Source organism: Galbibacter sp. PAP.153, assembly GCF_037029175.1.
GTDB lineage: Bacteria > Bacteroidota > Bacteroidia > Flavobacteriales > Flavobacteriaceae > Galbibacter > Galbibacter pacificus.
The window spans coordinates 203,324-223,313 of record NZ_JAZEUN010000004.1; the positions used below are offsets into that span (position 1 = coordinate 203,324).

Annotated in this window: 14 protein-coding genes; 10 read left to right on the forward strand and 4 right to left on the reverse strand. The window is 40.3% G+C overall.

Annotation, left to right across the window (positions count from 1 at the left end):
• Positions 1-22 precede the first annotated feature (22 nt).
• Positions 23-3,400: a glycoside hydrolase family 2 TIM barrel-domain containing protein gene (locus tag UXI14_RS03500; protein WP_335964865.1), complete on the forward strand. Its 3,378-nt coding sequence runs from the start codon at positions 23-25 to the stop codon at positions 3,398-3,400.
• 68 nt (positions 3,401-3,468) lie between these two features.
• Here UXI14_RS03500 and UXI14_RS03505 read toward each other — a convergent pair whose 3' ends face one another.
• From UXI14_RS03505 to UXI14_RS03520, 4 genes are read right to left on the reverse strand one after another with little or no spacing between them, the layout of a single operon-like run.
• The gene (locus tag UXI14_RS03505) at positions 3,469-3,882 is read right to left on the reverse strand and encodes a DUF6691 family protein (protein WP_335964866.1); all 414 of its coding nucleotides are present in this window, start codon (positions 3,880-3,882) and stop codon (positions 3,469-3,471) included.
• A 4-nt stretch (positions 3,883-3,886) separates the two neighbouring features.
• Positions 3,887-4,447, reverse strand: a complete 561-nt coding sequence (locus UXI14_RS03510; RefSeq protein ID WP_335964867.1) for a YeeE/YedE thiosulfate transporter family protein — start codon at positions 4,445-4,447, stop codon at positions 3,887-3,889.
• A 59-nt stretch (positions 4,448-4,506) separates the two neighbouring features.
• Positions 4,507-4,671, reverse strand: a complete 165-nt coding sequence (locus tag UXI14_RS03515) for a hypothetical protein (protein ID WP_335964868.1) — start codon at positions 4,669-4,671, stop codon at positions 4,507-4,509.
• Positions 4,668-5,639, reverse strand: a complete 972-nt coding sequence (locus UXI14_RS03520; RefSeq protein ID WP_335964869.1) for an AraC family transcriptional regulator — start codon at positions 5,637-5,639, stop codon at positions 4,668-4,670. The genes UXI14_RS03515 and UXI14_RS03520 overlap by 4 nt, the downstream gene beginning before the upstream one ends.
• A gap of 154 nt (positions 5,640-5,793) precedes the next feature.
• On the opposite strand from UXI14_RS03520, the gene UXI14_RS03525 reads away from it, so the two are divergent.
• The 9 genes from UXI14_RS03525 to UXI14_RS03565 all read left to right on the forward strand — a co-directional run.
• Positions 5,794-6,435, forward strand: coding sequence for a class I SAM-dependent methyltransferase (locus UXI14_RS03525; protein WP_335964870.1), 642 nt, complete (start codon positions 5,794-5,796; stop codon positions 6,433-6,435).
• A 72-nt stretch (positions 6,436-6,507) separates the two neighbouring features.
• Positions 6,508-6,804 (forward strand): hypothetical protein, encoded by a 297-nt coding sequence (locus UXI14_RS03530; RefSeq protein WP_335964871.1) that lies wholly within the window; start codon positions 6,508-6,510, stop codon positions 6,802-6,804.
• Positions 6,805-6,826: 22 nt separating this feature from the next.
• Positions 6,827-8,407: a PepSY-associated TM helix domain-containing protein gene (locus tag UXI14_RS03535; RefSeq protein WP_335964872.1), complete on the forward strand. Its 1,581-nt coding sequence runs from the start codon at positions 6,827-6,829 to the stop codon at positions 8,405-8,407.
• A gap of 112 nt (positions 8,408-8,519) precedes the next feature.
• Complete coding sequence (locus tag UXI14_RS03540; RefSeq protein WP_335964873.1) at positions 8,520-10,895, forward strand: TonB-dependent receptor; 2,376 nt, start codon at positions 8,520-8,522, stop codon at positions 10,893-10,895.
• Between the two features lie 31 nt (positions 10,896-10,926).
• On the forward strand, positions 10,927-12,183 hold the full coding sequence (locus UXI14_RS03545) for a DUF4374 domain-containing protein (protein ID WP_335964874.1): 1,257 nt from the start codon (positions 10,927-10,929) through the stop codon (positions 12,181-12,183).
• Between the two features lie 63 nt (positions 12,184-12,246).
• Positions 12,247-13,512 (forward strand): DUF4374 domain-containing protein, encoded by a 1,266-nt coding sequence (locus UXI14_RS03550; protein WP_335964875.1) that lies wholly within the window; start codon positions 12,247-12,249, stop codon positions 13,510-13,512.
• A gap of 899 nt (positions 13,513-14,411) precedes the next feature.
• Positions 14,412-14,999, forward strand: a complete 588-nt coding sequence (locus UXI14_RS03555) for a Crp/Fnr family transcriptional regulator (RefSeq protein WP_335964876.1) — start codon at positions 14,412-14,414, stop codon at positions 14,997-14,999.
• Positions 15,000-15,400: 401 nt separating this feature from the next.
• The gene (locus UXI14_RS03560; protein WP_335964877.1) at positions 15,401-15,958 is read left to right on the forward strand and encodes a DUF4347 domain-containing protein; all 558 of its coding nucleotides are present in this window, start codon (positions 15,401-15,403) and stop codon (positions 15,956-15,958) included.
• Between the two features lie 11 nt (positions 15,959-15,969).
• A partial coding sequence (locus UXI14_RS03565; RefSeq protein WP_335964878.1) for a thrombospondin type 3 repeat-containing protein occupies positions 15,970-19,990 on the forward strand: 4,021 nt, incomplete at its 3' end.

Sequence of the window (19,990 nt, forward strand, 5' to 3'; positions counted from 1 at the left end):
AAGTTTTAAAACAATTTATTAGATGAAGCAATTAAACCTTATCGGGATTATCTTTCTTTTTGGCCACGGTTTTTCTTATGGACAGCCGCTTCCGAAGAGTTTGGAACACTATATAGAGAACCCTCGGGTGATCTCGGAAAATAAAGAAGATGCACATGCCACCTTTTATTCCTTTTCTTCCGAGGAAAAAGCAAAAAAAAACCAGTGGCGAACATCTCAAAATTATCTTTTATTGGATGGGGACTGGAAGTTTAAATGGGTGAAAAAACCGACGGATAGGCCACAAGATTTTATAAACCCGGAAATAAATGTGGATGCTTGGGATACTATAAAAGTACCTGCCAATTGGGAAGTTGAAGGATATGGAACGCCTATTTATGTAAACCACCAATACGAATTTGCGGATTACAAGGCGCCGGTCTCCAAGGAAATCGCCTTTATCGACGGGGTGTATCCTTCGGATCCGGGAAAGGTACCACATGATTACAATCCGGTAGGCTCCTATAGGAGAGCGTTTGTAATTACGCCTGATTGGAGGGAAAAAGAAGTGTTCCTTCATATTGGTGCCATGAAATCCGGTGGCTTTGTTTGGATAAACGGACAGTATGTCGGGTATTCGCAGGGGAGTAAATTGCCTGCTGAATTTAATGTTTCCAAGTTCTTGCACGAAGGGGAAAATACCATTGCCATGCAAATTTTCAGGTGGACGGACGGTTCGTATCTGGAATGCCAGGATTTTTGGCGGATAAGCGGAATCGAAAGGAGCGTATACCTGTATGTACAGCCCAGGGCCCGTATCAAAGATGTTGCCATGACGGCCACCACCGACCAGGGTTATGGCGATGGCATTCTCGATCTGTCCGTGGCATTGGAAAATACATCGCCCAAAAAGAAAAAGCTTGAGGTTAGCTATAAAATATTTGATAGGGACGATATCCTGGTCGCCAACGATATGCAGCCCCTAACCCTTGAGGCCAATGGGGGAACAAGCATTGATTTTTCCGCTTATGTAATGGGCGCCATGCTCTGGAGCGCCGAAACGCCCAACCTTTACAAAGTGATCGTCTCTACCAAAGAAAAACGGGGAGACATACTGGAAGTTATATCTAATGAGGTTGGCTTTAGAACGGTTGAGATTTCCGGGGGATTGTTAAAGCTCAACGGGCAGGCAATTACCTTGAAAGGGGTCAATACGCAAGAACATAACCCGGAGACAGGACATGTAGTCCATGAAGCACAGCTCATGAAAGATATAAAACTCTGGAAAGAGAATAATATCAATGCGGTGCGCTTAAGCCATTATCCGCAGTCTGAAAAGTTCTATGAACTCTGTGACCGTTATGGCATCTATATTGTCGACGAGGCCAATATAGAATCCCACGGCATGTATTATGGGGAACATTCGCTGGCCAAAAAGCCGGAATGGGAAAAAGCTCATGTGGACAGAATGCTGAGAATGGTTGCCCGTGATAAAAATCATCCTGCGGTTATTATATGGTCCATGGGCAATGAGGCCGGTAACGGAATTAATTTTTTCAAGGCCTATGATGCGATAAAAAACCTGGATCCTCAAAAGCGCCCGGTACAATATGAAAGGGCCTATAAGGAAATAGATGGAAATTTATTTGATATGGATACCGATACCGACATTATTGTCCCGCAATATCCATCACCTGCTACCTTTAAGGCCATTGGAACCTCGTTGACCGACCGGCCGTTTATTCCAAGCGAATATGCGCACTCCATGGGGAACAGCACCGGTAATTTTCAGGATTATTGGGATGTTATCGAACAGCACGATAACCTTCAGGGCGGGTTTATATGGGATTGGGTAGACCAATCTATATGGAAGACCAATGGAAAAGGACAAAAATATTATGCCTATGGGGGCGATTTTGGAGAGCATATGCCCACCGATAACAGTTTTTTGAATAACGGGATCGTTTTCCCCGATAGGGCCCCGCAACCGGCATTGCACGAAGTTAAAAAGGCACATGAGTTTATCAATTTTAAATACAAAGGGACTAACAGGGATAATGAGGTCAGGATTTTGGTAGAAAATTTATATGATTTCATAGCGCTCGATTGGTTTGCCATAACAGCCACCGTAAAGGCCGATGGAAAAATACTGAAAGCGGTTCCGATGGAACAATTGAAGATAGCCCCGCATACCGGAAAATTAATCCGTGTTTCATTGAACGGGATTGAATTCAAACCCAATACGGAATATTTTATGGAGGTTTCGGCGAAACTGAACTGGGACAATGGGATACTGAAAAAAGGGCACGAAGTCGCCCATGAGCAGATTCGGTTGGATAATAAAATACAATGGGATTCCCATCCATTAAAAAATGACAGGCCCGTACATCGTAAAGAAACCGAGGAGACCGTCATTTTTTATAATGAAGATTTTCAATTGGGGTTTGATAAAAAGACAGGCATCATGGGTTCCTATGGATTCAAAGGGAACGAATTCATTAAGGATGGGCACGGACCAAGACCTAACTTTTGGAGGGCCCCCACCGATAATGATTTTGGCAATCAGATGCAGAAGAGGAACATTGAATGGAAAAATGCTTCCCTCAATGCCAAGGTAAGCTCTTTTATGAGCGAAAAAAATAAAGATGGCTCTTATAAGGTAACGGTCGTATATGATCTGCCAGGGGTAAATACCACCTTTGAGAGCCGTTATACCATTTATGGGGACGGGATCGTTAAAATTGACAATACCTTAAACCGGACAACGTACAAAGCAGATATTCCCAGGGTGGGAATGCGGATGCAATTACCAAGGGAGTATAGTGAAATAACTTATTATGGTCGCGGTCCTTGGGAAAATTATAAGGACAGGAACGTTTCGGCCTTTGTCGATGTGCATAGATCAACGGTAAAAGAGCAATACGTGCCTTATATACGCCCACAGGAAAATGGGTATAAAACCGATGTACGATGGGTAGCCCTGACCAATGAAGTGCAAGAAGGCTTATTGGTCGTTTCTTCTCAAAATAATGAAAAAGACCTGGGCATAAGTGCCTTACATATGCTCAATGAAGATTTTGACGCTACCCCCGGAATTTCTTACAACGGCCAGCTTACCGAAAAAGTTAAAAAGCATACGTTGAATAATGATACGTATAGCGATGGGATGCCAGCAGTGAATATAAGTAAACATACCATTGACATTGTAGAAAGAGATCTTGTACAATTGAATGTTGACATGGACCAACGCGGGGTAGCAGGCGATAACTCCTGGGGGGCCATGCCACAGGAAGACTATTTAATAAAGGGAGATCAAATACATGCCTACTCCCTTTACCTGATACCATTTACAAACGGATCTCAAGAACAGTACATCAGTCAGTACAAGCGGTTTTATCCGATAGAACAGATAAATGACTAAAATATGGCTCCTTTAGAAGCTGAAAATTTTTTGTTTAACATGTGCAGGCCCCGGTCCATTGCCGTGAATTAATGCGGCAGCTTATTCTTAAGTACTCCGTAGGTAAAGGTCCCCAGTAATGCTCCGAGGATTACTACTATGACGGGATAAAAACCAGCCCCGGCCAGGACAAACATAGGTCCCGGACAGGCACCGGTGAGGGCCCATCCCAAGCCAAAGATGATACCTCCGATCAAATACCTAGGAATGCTTTTTTGTTTGGGGCTTAACCGTATTTCCCGCTTGCCAAAAGTTTTGATATGGTGCCGCTTTATGACCTGCACCCCGATAATACCCAGTAAAAGGGCTGATCCGATAATGCCATACATATGAAAAGAGCCAAATTGGAACATTTCATAAATTCTAAACCAGGATGCCGCCTCCGATTTGTACATTACAATCCCGAAGAAAACGCCCACCGATAAATAGGTTATATATTTCATATTGCTATCCAAAAATTAAAGGGTATAATATATGGACCATCACCAGACCTCCGATAAAAAAGCCAATGACCGCAATAAGGGAGGGAACCTGTAAATTACTCAGACCGGAGATGGCATGGCCCGAGGTACAGCCACCGGCGTAGCGCGATCCAAAGCCCACCAAAAAACCGCCCAGGAGCAATAAACCGATTGTAAAGGGATCGTCAAGTTGCTCCGTTGAAAACAGCTCAGAGGGCAAATAGGCTTTCCCGGCACTTTCGATATGATACTCCCTTGAGAGTTGTCCGGCCAAATCCGGGTTGATTTTTACAGTATTATTGGACATATACCGGGAGGCCAAAAAACCACCAATGACAGCGCCCAGAACCACCAGTAAATTCCATCCTTGTTTCTTCCAATCGAATTTGAAAAAATCCGATACCTTTCCGGCACCCCCTATGGAACATAATGTCCGAAGGTTTGAAGACATTCCAAACTGTTTTCCCGTCAGCAATAAAACGAACATCACTAGTGCGATGAGCGGGCCCGAAACATACCAGGGCCAAGGGTCATATATCCAACTCATATACCTTTATTTTTAAATGCAAATATCTGGATTTTTAAGAAATGAAACAGTAACATTGGTTACAGTACAACATATATCTGCATATGAATGATTTCACGAAGGGCCCCCATGGTATGTTCGAAAAAACGATGGTTGTCATAACCAACAATAATAGGGTTGTATCTATAGGCCATGCAGCGCAAGATTACCTCTAATGGGGAGGCAGAAAAGCGTACTGTTATCATTTAAATTTACTGGGGACAATGCCAAATTTCTTTTTAAAGGCGGTAGAAAAATGTTGTGGGTTTTTATAACCGACCATTTCAGAAACCTGGGAGATGCTTATGTTTTTTTGTGTCAATAGTTTTTTTGCCTTGTACATTTTTAAATCGTTGATGTAACCAAAAACTGTAGTCCCAACAAGCTCTTTGAACCCCTTTTTTAAGGTAAACTCGTTTGTGCCTATAAGTTTTGCCAACTTGGGGATGGTAATCTGGGCATTGTAATTGTTAATAATATGTTCCTTGGCCTTCTCAATTTTTGCGGCATCCACTTCCGATAAGGTCGAAGTAGGGGCAACAGAATCAAAACGACATTGATCTAGCTGTAAAAGCAGTAATTCCAATACTTTGGCATGGAGGAATATTTTTCGGTAATGTCCTTTCCAGGGCGACTCAATAATTTCTTCCAAAATTAACTGTATGGCAGAAGTTATGGGGAAATTGTTGTTTTGTAAATATCCGGTCTGCTGGTTCCTTATTAGGTTTTTAAATGTATCAAATGCTTTTTCTAGGGGCATAAATTCTTCAAAAAAAGCCTGAGCCAGCTGGATGTTTATAAAATGCGTTTTCTTTTCCTTAAATTCAATAAGGGCATGATTATTGGCACAATGGAATAAATTATGTGTATTGCCTTTAAAATGCTGTTTTTCTTCAGTGTCGGGGAAATGTGCCTTTAGGTTGCCTTTTAAAACAAACACCATTTCAATGGTCGCATCGGTATAATTACAATAAACCTGAATTGGTCTTGTAACCGATAATTTTCCATGGCCTATTTTAAGGTCGTCATAAACTATTTCTTTGTACCAACCTGAAAAATGCGGTTCCTTAAATTTGCTATATAATTCTGTGGTGTTGCAATCATCTTTTTGGATATCCTTTTCTCCAAAATTAAATTCCGTCAGCCTGGAATTCTTCTTATTTACCTCCAACATATTTATTATTTCGTATTACGTAGGTTTTATTCCGTTTGGCGTAATAACGGTATTAATTACCTCCATTATATTTGTTTCCAAAGTTAGTTATTTATATTTAATCTAAATAAGATTAACGTTTATTTTTAAATTTGATACGTAATTTGTTACCGTAATGAAAGCTGATATTTTTGAAGGGAATGTAGAAGATGAGTTTCAAAACATACTAATAAAGCCCGCCAATATAGAAACCATTCAATTAGATTATAAAGAAGCTGTAAAGCTTATTACCGATTCGTTGTCCTTATACCCAAAACTGCGGTTGTTGGATCTTTACTTCGGGCAAAACCCACTTCTGCCTTTTTTGTTTAAGGGCAGCCCCATTAGTTATTTTGGGTTTGAAACTTCCAATGAATTGATTCAAAAAAGTAAAACAACATATCAATATTACATTCGGCAACGCAAGGCAGTATTTAGTGAATTTGATGGCTTGCACGTGCCTTATGTGATGAACTTTTTTCATAGGGTCTTGAGTATCGACCCAAAAATAGCCCCATTTCATATAGAGGCTTATCTACAGGAAATTTTTAGGGTAATGGCGCCTGGCGGAATTATGGTCTTCACCTATAAAACGCAAAACTACGAAGAATGCCTCGGGCTTATTCAACGTGTCCAACGGAGTTCCTTTAGGATTGATGATTTAAAGGTGTTGAACATGGATTTAAACAGGGAAACAGATACAGGTTATAGGACTGTTTTCTTTATTCTGGAAAAACCGGAAATAAAAAAAAAATCGGTAGATCCCAATCATAATTAATATCCTTTTAATTCATAATCAATTTAAAATTTAATAATTAAAAAACATCCTCTAAACCTCTTAAAAGTAAAAATGCCTGCAAATAAAAAATACCTGACCAGGTCTCCCTTTCAAAAATTTGCCAAATTAACCGCAGCCTTTATAGGAGGCTATATGGTAACCGAGGCCTTGTTTATGGCCTTGATGGCATGGACAGATGCCGGTTCCATGCTGTTTACCTTACGCTATGCAGGGTTTATTTTATGGGTAGCATTAATGATTGTTGCCTTTATTGGTAAAAATGGCTGGGTCATATGGGGCATTTACCTATTGATTACTTTAATCCTATCCGTAATTACCTGCCTAGGAAACACAACGGCCCCACTATAACCCCTAACTACATTTTATTTTTATGACCAATCGCGTATACAATATCCTTTTTCATACCCATACCATCAGCGGTATTGTCATTAGTGCCTTATTATATGTTATTTTCTTTACCGGCTCCATTTCCTTTCTAAGGGATGAAATCAATGCCTGGGAAAGAAACGAACCAATTCAAGAACACTATTTCAGGAGCATAGATTTTGATACGGCCATTGATAAATTGGATTCCGAAGAGAAATTATATAGCAAGGATGTAACCTTTTCGCACCGTTATTACGAGAAAAGGATTGGCGCCTTTGTTTCGCCCGCAAAAGATACCACGCTTGCCAAGGAGAAAAAGCAGGGGAGAAGAAGGGGCTTTTTCTATCTCGATGCCGAAAAGCACCACAGGACCGACTATACCTCTAATTATTCCCTTGGGGAGTTTTTCTATAGGCTCCACTTTTTTGCACAACTTAATTTTTTTGGGCGTTCCGGGTACTTTTTATCCGGTTTGGTGGCATTATTCTTTCTCTTTGCGGTGGTTACCGGGGTAATCGTTCATTGGAAGAGGATTGTACCGGGCTTTTATGTTTTTCGCCCCAAGGCAAAATGGAAAACCATATGGACCGATGCCCACGTAGCCCTGGGACTAATTGGATTGCCTTACCAATTTATGTTTGCCGTAACAGGGGCCTTTTTAATTATAGGATATACGGTAATGCTGCCACCGGTTCAAAAATTTCTTTTTGATGATGACCAACAGGCTTTTAATAAAGTTGCGAATTTCAATGAAGAAGAAGTCTATCCATTTATTGGGGAGCGTGCCAATTTCCATGTTTCTTACAACGATTTTATCAAAAAAACACAAGAAAAATGGCCCGATTTGGTAATTAATGGCCTCAAAGTGATTAATTATGGCGATAAAAACATGCATGTTCAGGTGAGCGGGTCGCCCGATTATAAAGACGCGCTTACCGGGGCGGGGCACCTTACCTTTAGGGCGAGCGATGGAAAGTTGGTAAAGGCAAAAAATCCGTATGAAGTATCTTATGTTGAAGGGGCCAATGATGTTTTAAGAAGGTTGCATTACGGCGATTACGGTGGGTATGGAATGAAGCTTATTTATCTCGTACTCGGGTTTGTAACGTGTTTTGTCATTATTTCCGGGGTGCTTATATGGCTGGTGGCCAGGGACAAGAAAAATGTTCCCGAATACAAAAGACGCTTTAACTCATGGCTGGTAAGAATATACATGGCCGTATGCTTGGGCATATATCCGGTTACCGCATTCACCTTTTTGGTGGTAAAGCTCTTTGCCAATGGAACGCTTGTCGATCGCAAGGCCTTTATCAACCGGACGTTCTTTTGGTTATGGCTGGCGGTATCGCTTCTTTTGCTGATAAAGAAAAACCATTATTCCATTAATAAGCTATGCCTTGTTTCTGGAGGAATTATAAGCTTAATGATTCCTTTTGCAAACGGATTTATAACCGGAAACTGGTTATGGACCTCCGTTGAAAACGGATATTCCCAAATATTGGTAGTGGACCTTTTTTGGACATGCTCCGGGGTCATTTCCTTTCTCGTCCTATACAAAATGAAGCAGAAGGCGTCCAAGGCCTAAGGTCAATTATTCCGTATTACGTAGGTATTTATCCGCTTTGCGTATATGGGGACCCTGTTTAATATTATACTTTCGCATAAAATTTATATTAATTAAGTCTAAATAAAAATAAATGCAAACCCTCATCCCCCGTACTATTATATTGATAGGCAGTCTGCTGCTAGGTTTTTTTTCTTTTCCACAGCAGGGAAAAACGACCGTAAGCGGCGTTGTAAAAGATACAAACGGTAAGCCTATTTATGGGGCCACGGTATTGGTAGAACCTCTTAACAAAGGGGTGTCGACAGATGAACAGGGATATTTTCAGCTGAGTATCGGTACTGGCAACGGGTCCTATACCCTTAGGGTGACCTATTTGGGATTCGATGAAAAAAGGGTCCCAATCGAACTGGGTCAAACTGGTGAAAGCCCGTATAATATTGTGTTGGAAGAATCTTCATACGACCTTGATGAAGTGGTGGTCTCGGGAAAAAGTATCGTCAATCAGGTTAAGGAAAAGGCCTTTAACGTCAATGTGATCGATGCCAAGAAATTGCACAATACGACTTTGGACCTCGGGCATGCCCTGGACAGAACATCCGGGATCAGGGTGCGGGAGAGCGGCGGGGTGGGTTCCCAGATGAATTTTTCCCTGAACGGTTTTAGGGGGAAACAGGTACGTTTTTTTATTGACGGTATTCCCATGGACAATTTTGGGTCTTCCTTTCAGCTTAATAACATTCCCGTAAACCTGGCGGAGCGGGTAGAGGTATACAAGGGGGTGGTCCCCATTGGCCTGGGTGCCGATGCCTTGGGCGGGGCGGTAAATATCATTACCAATACCTATGAAAAAAGCCATTTGGATGCTTCTTATTCTTATGGTTCCTTTAATACGCACCGTTCCATGGTAAATGCCATTTATGTTTCTAAATCTGGATTTACGGCACAATTAAATGCCTATCAGAACTATTCGGACAACAATTATGATGTTACGGTAGATGTAGCAGACATCAATACCGGGGAATACTATCCGGATCAAACCGTGGAGCGCTTTCACGACAAATACCATAATGAAACGGTCATTGCCAATATCGGGGTCGTCAACAAATCGTATGCAGACCAATTGTTACTGGGGGTAACTACCGGATCGAGTTACCGGGAAATTCAGACAGGGGCACGTATTGTAAGTGTATTCGGGGCCTGGCACCGAAAAGGGAACATTCTTATGCCGAGTTTGAAATACATTAAAAAAGACTTTATAGCCAATGGGCTGGACGTCCGCTTGAATGCCAATTATAATTTTGGACAGGAAAAAAATATAGACACGCTGCATAGAAGATACAATTGGTTTGGCCAATATAAAGAATATGACAATCCCGGCGGGGAACGCTCTTATTCTTTATATGAATACCGGAACAACACGGGTATTGCAACGGCAAGTTTTGATTATGAATTATCCCAAAACCACAAATTTTCACTGAGCAACACCTTTAATACCTTTAACAGGAAAGGAGAAGACCAGCTGGACCCCGACAGTGAGATATACGAACAACCGCGAAAGACCATTAAGAACATTCTCGGGCTGGGATATGGGTATGAGGCCGAAAACTGGAGTGCCAATATTTTTGCCAAGCAGTATTTCCAGCAGAATAAATTCAGTCAATCCTATAACCCATCCGGCGACTATGGGGACATAGCCTATAGGGACCAGACCAATAAGTTCAGTTATCTGGGCTATGGCCTGGCCCTGACCCACTTCTTTAACGATGATTTCCAAATAAAGGCCTCTTTTGAAAAAAGTTACCGTATGCCCGAGACGGAGGAGCTCTATGGCGACCTTGTCAACCTGCAGGGGAATATTGATTTGAAACCCGAACAAAGTTATAATTACAATTTGGGGGCCAGCTACTGGTGGCATATGGGGACCCAACATCACATTAACTTGAATGCCAATGGTTTTTACAGGGATGCCAGCGATTTTATCCGCCCTGTTTTAAACAACAACCAGACCATGCAGGTAATGGATAATTTGGGGAGCGTTACCAATTTAGGGATCGAATCGGAAATTAGGTATCAGTATAGGGAAAAATTTAGTGCCGGGGTGAACGTTACCTATCAGAACTTACGGAACAATACAAAGTACGAAGGCGAGCAGACTACCGAAAGTGTCGTGTACAGGGACAGGATTCCAAACATGCCATATCTCTATGGAAATGCAGATATGAGTTATACGTTCCAAAATGTAGGGGGGACGGGCAACCTTTTATCTATTGGATATAATATGCTGTATGTGCACGCATTTTACCTCTATTGGCCAAGTTTAGGCGATGATAAGTTCGATATTCCAGAACAGATATCACAGGATTTAAATATTACCTATACCTGGAAAGAGGATTTACAGTTCACCTTTGAGTGCCGGAATATCTTCAATAAAAAGTTGTACGATAACTTCAGCTTACAAAAACCCGGCAGAAGTTTTACCGGAAAGATCAGGTATACCTTTTTTTAACTAAAACCAATCGATTAAAAAAAATGGCATTATGAAACAAAAACTATTCACAACTTACCTATCTATAAATGCACTTATTTTATTAGGTGCCTGTAGTAGTGATGATGACAGTGCAACGGATAATGGTGGGGAAGGGCCCGTGCCTACTTCAAAATATATCATTACCGCAAATCCAACGGCCTCGGAAGGGGTGGCCGATTACATTTTAACAACAGAAGATCTTACCCAAGGAAGTATTACCACCGAAGGAAACGGCATAGAACAAGATGGCACTTACCGGTATTATGTGACCAACAACAATAAATTCTTTAGTCTTTTATATGGTCAGGGAAATCCTGGGGCGGTTACCACTTATGAATTAAATGCAGATGGGGAACTGGAAAAATTATCTGACTTTCAATCGGAGACCGTTCAGGCACGCGCAGCGGTTAATGATGATGTCCTTATGATAAAGCTTTCCAGAGATCTTGAGTCGCCTTATGCATATTGGTACCGTCTGGATACCAATACATCCACTTTTGTGGATGAAGGACAAATAAATACCGAAGTATTGGCAGACAACGGAGAGTTGGCTTATTTTTCGTGGATAACACAGGTCGGCGATATGGTTTTTTTGCCCTATTTCGGAATTAAGGCCTGTTGCAATGATGCCGATGGGACCAACTTCCCGGACCAGGCCAATATTGCCGTGTATTCATATCCTGAAATGGAGCTGCAAACAGTTATTCACGATAATCGTACCAGCTTTATAGGAAGGTATGCCAATACCGGACTTTCGGTAGATGAAAAGGGGGATGCCTATACTTTTTCTTCTTCGGTAGCAATGAGCAACGGCGAATTTACTTCTACCAAGCCATCGGCCGTTACCAAGATAACCAGCGGTTCCCTAGAATTTGACACCGATTACTTTTTTAACCTTGAAGAGGCCTCCGGTGGTTATTACCTGACCAATCATTACTATGTTTCCAACGGTAAGTTTTTGGGCTTTATGGAAAAAGAAAAAGTATCGCAATATGATACGGGAAGGCACTTGGCCGTTATCGATGTCTATAATCAGTCCTTTACTTGGATTGAAGGCCTGCCCGAATATACAACGGTTACCAATGTTACGGCAAGGAACAATTATGTATCCGAAGATGGAACGACCATTTATACGGGCATAACCTCCGAGTCAGATGGAAGCTATGTATATGCCATTGACATACTAAATGCCACGGCCGAGAAAGGATTAAAAGTTGAAGGTGGCGTCATCAGTGCCATTAGTAAGCTGGACATAGCTCAACAATAAAGAGGCAACATACATTAAAGCAATATATAGAACTGAATAATTGAATTTTTAAATTTTTATACAATGATCAAGCAATCTAATTTTTACTTTGGATTAATATTTTTAGGGGCTACGACCCTTATAGGATGTAGTAGTGACGACGATGCAGGAAATCCTGATGATGGTGGGGAAAACCCGGCGGCCGAGTCACAATATTTAATCACGGCCACGCCAACCGCCTCGGAAGGGGTAGCCGATTACATTTTAACCACGGACGACCTTACGCAAGGAAGTATTACTACCGAGGGAAATGGTATTGAGCAAGACGGAACGTACCGTTATTATGTAACGCATAACAATAAGTTTTTCAGTCTTTTATATGGGCAGGGGAATCCGGGAGCGGTAACTACCTATCAACTAAACGCTGAAAGCAATTTGGAGAAGATTTCTGATTTCCAATCAGAGACCGTTCAGGCTTTTGCCCCCGTAAATGATGATATCCTCATGATCAAGATTTCCAGAAATGCCGAATCCCCCTATGCGTATTGGTACCAACTGGATACAGAAACTTCTCAGTTCACCGGGGAAGGTCAAATCAACACTCAGGAACTGGCCGATAAAGAAAATGGGGAATTGGCTTTCTTTTCCTGGATTACCCAGGTTGGCGACAAGGTGTATTTGCCATATTTTACGGTAAAGGCATGTTGCAATGATACTTTTGGGACAGATTATCCTGATGAGGCCAATATAGCGGTGTATTCATATCCGGAAATGGAACTGGAAACCGTTATTCACGACGACCGTACAAGTTATATTGGTAGATATTTCGACAACGGACTTTCTGTAGATGAAAACGGGGATGCCTATGCTTTTTCTTCTTCAGTGGCCACTACCAACGGTGAGTTGACTTCTACAAAGCCTTCGGCCATTACAAGAATTAAAAGCGGTACATCGGAATTCGACCAGGATTATTTGTTTGATATAGAAGCAGCCTCGGGCGGGGCCTATATTACCGATCATATGTATGTAGGGAACGGTAAGGCCATCGGAATACTTATGGATGAGAAAACCTCTGCCTACTCAACTGGAAACAGATTGGCGGTCATCGACCTGTATAATCAAACCTTGGAATGGGTAACCGGGATGCCAAGCCCAGAAACAATCCTAAATGTTACCAAAGGGATGGACAATTATGTTTCTGAAGACGAAAGCACTGTTTTTGTTGGCGTAACAACCGAAGGTGGAAGCTTTATATACAATATTGATGTTGCCGGAGCAAGTGCAACGCAGGGACTGGAAGTAGAAGGAGGACAAATTACAGCGATAAACAGGTTGGACCCTGTAGAGTAAGTGCAAAGTTAATGCATAATTTTTATTGTTGGTAAAGCAGCTTCACAAACGAAGCTGCTTTTTTTAGTGCGCCTAGCATGGGCGATAACTATAGGGTGCAAGTCCCGAACATGCTCTAGCAGTGGGAAGTGTTAGCCAAGAGCAAGGGTGTCCATTGCGAGGTGGAATCTGAAGGAAGCTGGCGGCAAAATCCCGGCCTGACTGGCATTAAAGGTTTGTGGATGTTCATTTATAGATAAAGCAAAAGGGCGTTGCTTAAGTGATCGTTTTTTCAATTCTCGATCAAGTATAATTCCCGGATGAATTCCTTTATATTTGTAATAACCCATATTTATAAAAAAGCATTTAATTTTAAAGCATCGTGCTATCTATATTACTTTCCTAGAGTTGCTACCTTTACTATATCGGTTCGATTTGTGTCTAAGATTTTTAGAGCAATTAATCATAACGCCATACTTTTTACAAAATGGTTGCTATAAATTACTTTATGTAAAAAGCCGTTATGGGAGGAAATGACACGGATTTTATAGTTCTACAGCGGTTACCTTCTAACTGTTTTTTACTTTTCCAATAGTTCCATTCGGTATCGAATCATTTCTTTCAATTAAACTGGCAGGAAGCGGGTTTATTCAATAGAAATTGAACCGAACCTTTCCCTTTTTTAAATTCACTTAATTCCGGGTTAAACTTTTCCATTGTTGTAGGATTTCAAAAATCAAGAACCTTTAACCACTATAATGAGCTATAAAATAAGATAGACAAAAATTATTGCGTTTCATCGATATTTATGGGATTTTGTCTTTTGAGGGATTTATTTTACAATCTTTTATGTGTTAATTTTAATTGCATAATCGTTAAAATACATTTTTAAATTTCCTTATACTACCTAAAACTATATTGTGAAGCATTCAAAAGTATCATTAAGTCTTATTTTTCTTGGAGAAATATTTCCTCTCAGCCAAGGCTTTATAAAGTATTACAAGTCTAAAGTATCCTATGCAAATTTTAAAAAAGGAACTGTCTTGGTTAAACAAGGAGGGTTTAGTGATAAAATTTATTTTATAAGGCAGGGGCTAATAAGGGGTTTTTATCAAACCATCAATAAGGAGTTTACCACCTGGATAAGTATGGAAAATGAATTGGTAACATCCATTACCGGTTTTTTTGTTGAGCAACCAACCAGGGAAAATATTCAGGTGTTGGAGGACACCTATGTTGAATACATATCCATTAATGACCTTAATTATCTTTTGGAGAATTTTCCTGAAATGTCCAGAATCTATCTAAAACTATTAACCGAGTATTATATGCATTCAGAATCAAGAGCGCTGATGGCACGCTTACCCAATGCCAAATTACGGTATGACTTTTTTATTGAAGCAGGACTCGGTCATTTGGTAGAAAGGGTGCCCCATAAATATTTAGCTTCACTATTGGGAATACGGCCGGAAACATTTAGTCGTTTATTAAGGGATTATTCCAGCTAATGGATAAAGAAGTTGACAATTGTCAAGATTGTTATCCGATAAACAAATAATTTGTTTTTTTTAAACTTAGGCTAAATTATATTTGCCCCACCTATTTCAAACAAATAACTAATATTTATGTATATGATTCAAATTTACTTTTCACCTATAAGTCCATAGGAACAACACATTTATTTTAAGATTTAAAGACTGTTTTTTATTGATTCTCATTCGGGAGTCAACAAGAGAATTATGGTCTTTATTGTATGGCTTTTTTTTAAATCAAATAAGCTCATGGGGCTTTTTATGTCTCTTTTTAAAATTACAAACACTATCTAATTTACTGTAAATAAGGTTTTTAAAGTGTGCGTCGAATAACAGTCATTATTTTTTTATCAATTAAACTACCTAAAATTAACAAAATGATTTTGAGAACAACTTCAATTAAATCTGTGTTTGCATTTTTGATACTTCTCTTAACAGGAGCATTCAATGTAGTAGCACAACAAAACAAACTCATTGTAGTGGATATGGAATACCCCCATCTATCACAACTGGAATTTACAAAAACACAAAACTTAGAGGTTTTAAAATTAACAACGCAGGAAAATCCATGGAAGAACATAAGAGAATACCTTCAAATGCATCCTGAAATTACGGAGTTGCATTTGTTTGCAAAAACTACCGAAAATAGCATTCAGCTTGGCGGAAACAATTATTCAGCAAAAAAGCTGGATGCAGAATTTGAAATATCCCTTATGGAAACCCTCTATAATTTTAAAAACAGACACCAGCTCCTTATTTATAGTTGCAATATAGCAAGGGAAGAAACAGGCAGAGCCATCCTTAAAAAATTAGGAGAACGTACTTTATTTAACATTGCAGCTCCTACCAGCTGTGATGATATCTTTTCAGAAACGTTAGAGTTTGATTTTCAAACCTATCCAAAAGCCAATCTTATCCCTATTACGAATCTTTAATCTTTATGGTAATGAACAAAATATACAATTATCTAACAGTCTTTTGCTGTTTGATGCTCTCTTTATATCTGCACGCACAAAATGTAGAAATGAAAGTTACCCAAGGCCCCAATGTGGATGTAATGTTAACAGTGGGATCTGCAAATGTTGACCTGAGTACTTTTGAGCAGGATCTGGAACAATCCATGCATACTAAAGGAATCCCACTTGGAAAACTTCGTGTTGAGGCTTTTCAACGAAGTACTATTTCATCCGATCAAGCTGATGCAGAGGCCATTTTTAGCAGTTGGAATAAAATGAATTATAATGGAACTGAACCACCAGAGGCAGGTAGTTATTCTGGAGATTATTTTTCATTTGATTCAGGATCCAATTCCGTAATTGCGGATTATGTTTCAAGATATAATGGATATGGATTTGCAATGTATGATCCCACTGGCGATATGACCGATGGAACCATTTCTGCAAGATGGGGATTGACAGCAGCTCCTAGCGCTCATGGAGAAGTTGGTTTTATTTTTAGGAAAGAGGATAATCAAAACTTTTACGCCTATATCATCGATAATCATACCGCCTGTGGAAATTTAATGAACTATTCAAATGGTGATGGATATGCTGCAGAGGCCATTTTAAAAGTTGAAGACGGAGTAACCACCATATTAGCTGTAAATACGGATAGTGGAAAAAGCGGAAGTGCTCCCAAGGGGTGGAATGCAAATCGTAGTGATTTGTTTGCTCCTTATTACAATGGACAGGTGATAGACTTTAAAATAGAGCTTCATGGTAATGATATTAAAATTTCCAGAAAAGGGGGAGGAGGGAATGCCGGTACTAACTGGATAGAGTCTTTTAATATAAGTGATGTTTCTCATACACAGGGAAGTTATGGCTTTTATGTTCATGAACAACAGGGAGCTTATTTTAAAAATATAGAATTTACAAAATTATCCTTAAGAGCATTCAAAGATGTGTTACGGGAACCTCAATGGCGTAACAATGCCTTAAGATTCAATGTCAATTTGGACGATCTTGAAGTAGCTGATTTTGATTCGGATAGCGATCTTTCTGAAATCCTGATGCGAACAATTAATGAAGATATTCATTATATAGGTTGGGGAGTTGATGGCAATAAAGAACAATTTGAAAGATTTATAGCACAAAATAATACCAACGGAACTTTTGTTAATCGCTCTAGTAGTAGCTATGCCAGTTCTGTGGATCAAATAGCGCAATATATTTACGATCATTACCTTAAAAATACCATCTCTGAGGGGAATTATTTTATTGCCGGAACTTCGGTGGAAATTGATGTGACTCCTTCACAATTAAAAAGCAATACTGCCAATGCCAGTTACCCTAACGGAAGATGGAATATAAGCCATGATGAAACAGTATTTGAAAATAATTCGGGGAAGGCATCCTGGAATGAGCTTTATTTAGAGGATGTACCTGAATTATACAATAAAACAGGGAAGTATAGTTTCACTTTTGAAGAAATGCCGACGGCCCCTACTACTTTATTCTTTCATAGAAAACCAATTGCCAGTTTTACTTATAATGCGGGTACCGGTGTTTCAAACAATAATTCTTATGATTTAGACGGTGGTGCAGATCAGGGAATTGAGCAAGTGGAATGGAAGTGGAAAGCTATTGATGCTCTTAGTACAAATGATTGGAATGAGGGGCAATTTGAAAATAATAATGTAGCTGACGGAGAGTACCTTTTAATGTTACGGGTAAAAGATCATCAAGGAGTATGGAGCAGACCTTCAAGTATTTTTATAGAAAAGTCAGGTAGTGTTGGTGGAGCAGATGACCTTCCGATAGCTCAATTTAATATTTTGCCGGATGTGTTAACAACCTATTCGGGAGCAATGACTATCAATGTTGAAAACAATTCTATAGATCCTTATTCCAGAGCCTTAGTAGAAGACGAGTGGGTGGTTATAAAAAGAGTATATGATGCAAACGATGAACCCACAGATACAGAAGTGTATAGAGGTTCAACTCCTATGGCAGATTTCGGATCTTATGCTGATCAAAGTGCTGAATATATCATAAGCCTTCGAACAAAGACCGATACCGATGTTTGGTCACAACCGTTTTACCGAACACTTACAATTATTGATGATCAAATAGCACCAACTATAAGTGCTTCTCCTGCAAACGGAACGCTAACCACCGATGATCAGATAACAATTTCATTTAATGATGAAAATGGAGGAAGTGGGTTTGACGTACAACGTTATGTCCTTACCCAAAATAGCAGTGCACCTTCTTCGGATGACAGTGGTTGGACTTCTTGGAGTAATAGTCAGTCCAAAAAAATCTCATTTACAAAAGGAGGCGCTGGATGGTATATCCATTTAAATGCTAAAGACAATGCCGGAAATACAGGAGTCCAAACTTTCGGTCCGTATGATGTCACCCTAATTTTAGATGCTCAGGATGATTTGTCTTTAATTGATGAAGATACAGTTTCAGATCCGATTGATGTATTGTACAATGATAAATATGATTCAGGTAAAGCAGTCTCTATTACCATCCTAACAAACGGAAGCAAAGGAACTGCCATAGTAGATGAGGATAATCATATTATATATACACCAAATGCAAATGCAAATGGCACGGATACCGTAATTTATCAATTGGATAATGGCGGAGACATGACAACGGCTAGTATTACCATATCTATAACGGCCATTGATGATACCCCGGTTGCTCAGGCCGACTCCTTTTCAGTGGACGAAAATGGCTCTCTAACCGATAATGTATCCTCGAATGATCAGGAGGTAGACGGAGATGCTACTACCTATTATTTAATCGATGGACCATCGGATTCGGCGGCCTTTAGCTTTGATGAGGACGGAACCTTTACTTATACCCATAACGGTGCAGAAAATGCAACAGACTCCTTTACCTATAATTTTGATGACACCAATTCATTTAGTGAAACGGTAACCGTAACACTGAATGTTACTAATGTAAATGACCTTCCAACTGGAGGGGCAGCCTCTGTAACAGTTGTTGAAGACAAAGGATTTAATTTCTCAGTTGAAGATTTTACTTTTAATGATCCTGATCAAGGTGACAGTTTCAATGGAATACAAATTATTTCATTACCCGCTTTAGGTACCCTTGTCTATAATGGAAGTGCTGTGAGTCCCGGAGATCTAATTGATGATGTAACCAAGCTTGTTTTTACAACCGACACAGATGGTTCAGGGGAAGATTATACTTCTTTTAATTTTAAGGTGAAAGATCAATCGGATGCTGTAAGTACAAATACTGATATTCTTTCTGTAACGGCACTAGCAGATATGGACGGGGACGGAATCTCCGATGAAACTGATCCAGATATCGACGGAGACGGAACTCCAAATGAAAAGGATACTTTCCCTTACGATCCTACCGAGGATACCGATACCGATGGCGATGGTACGGGAGATAACACGGATCCGGATATAGACGGAGACGGAACACCAAATGAAAAGGATGCCTTCCCTTATGATCCTACCGAGAATACCGATACTGATGGTGATGGTACGGGAGATAACAAGGATACTGATATCGACGGAGATGGAACTCCAAATGAAAAGGATGCTTTCCCTTACGATCCTACCGAGGATACCGATACCGATGGCGATGGTACGGGAGATAACACGGATCCGGATATAGACGGAGACGGAACTCCAAATGAAAAGGACGCCTTCCCTTATGATCCTACCGAGGATACTGATACCGATGGCGATGGTACGGGAGATAACACGGATCCAGATATAGACGGAGACGGAACACCAAATGAAAAGGACGCCTTCCCTTATGATCCTACAGAGGATACCGATACTGATGGCGATGGTACGGGAGATAACACGGATACTGATATAGACGGAGATGGAACTCCAAATGAAAAGGATGCCTTCCCTTACGATCCTACCGAGGATACCGATACCGATGGTGATGGCACGGGAGATAACACGGATACTGATATAGACGGAGATGGAACTCCAAATGAAAAGGATGCCTTCCCTT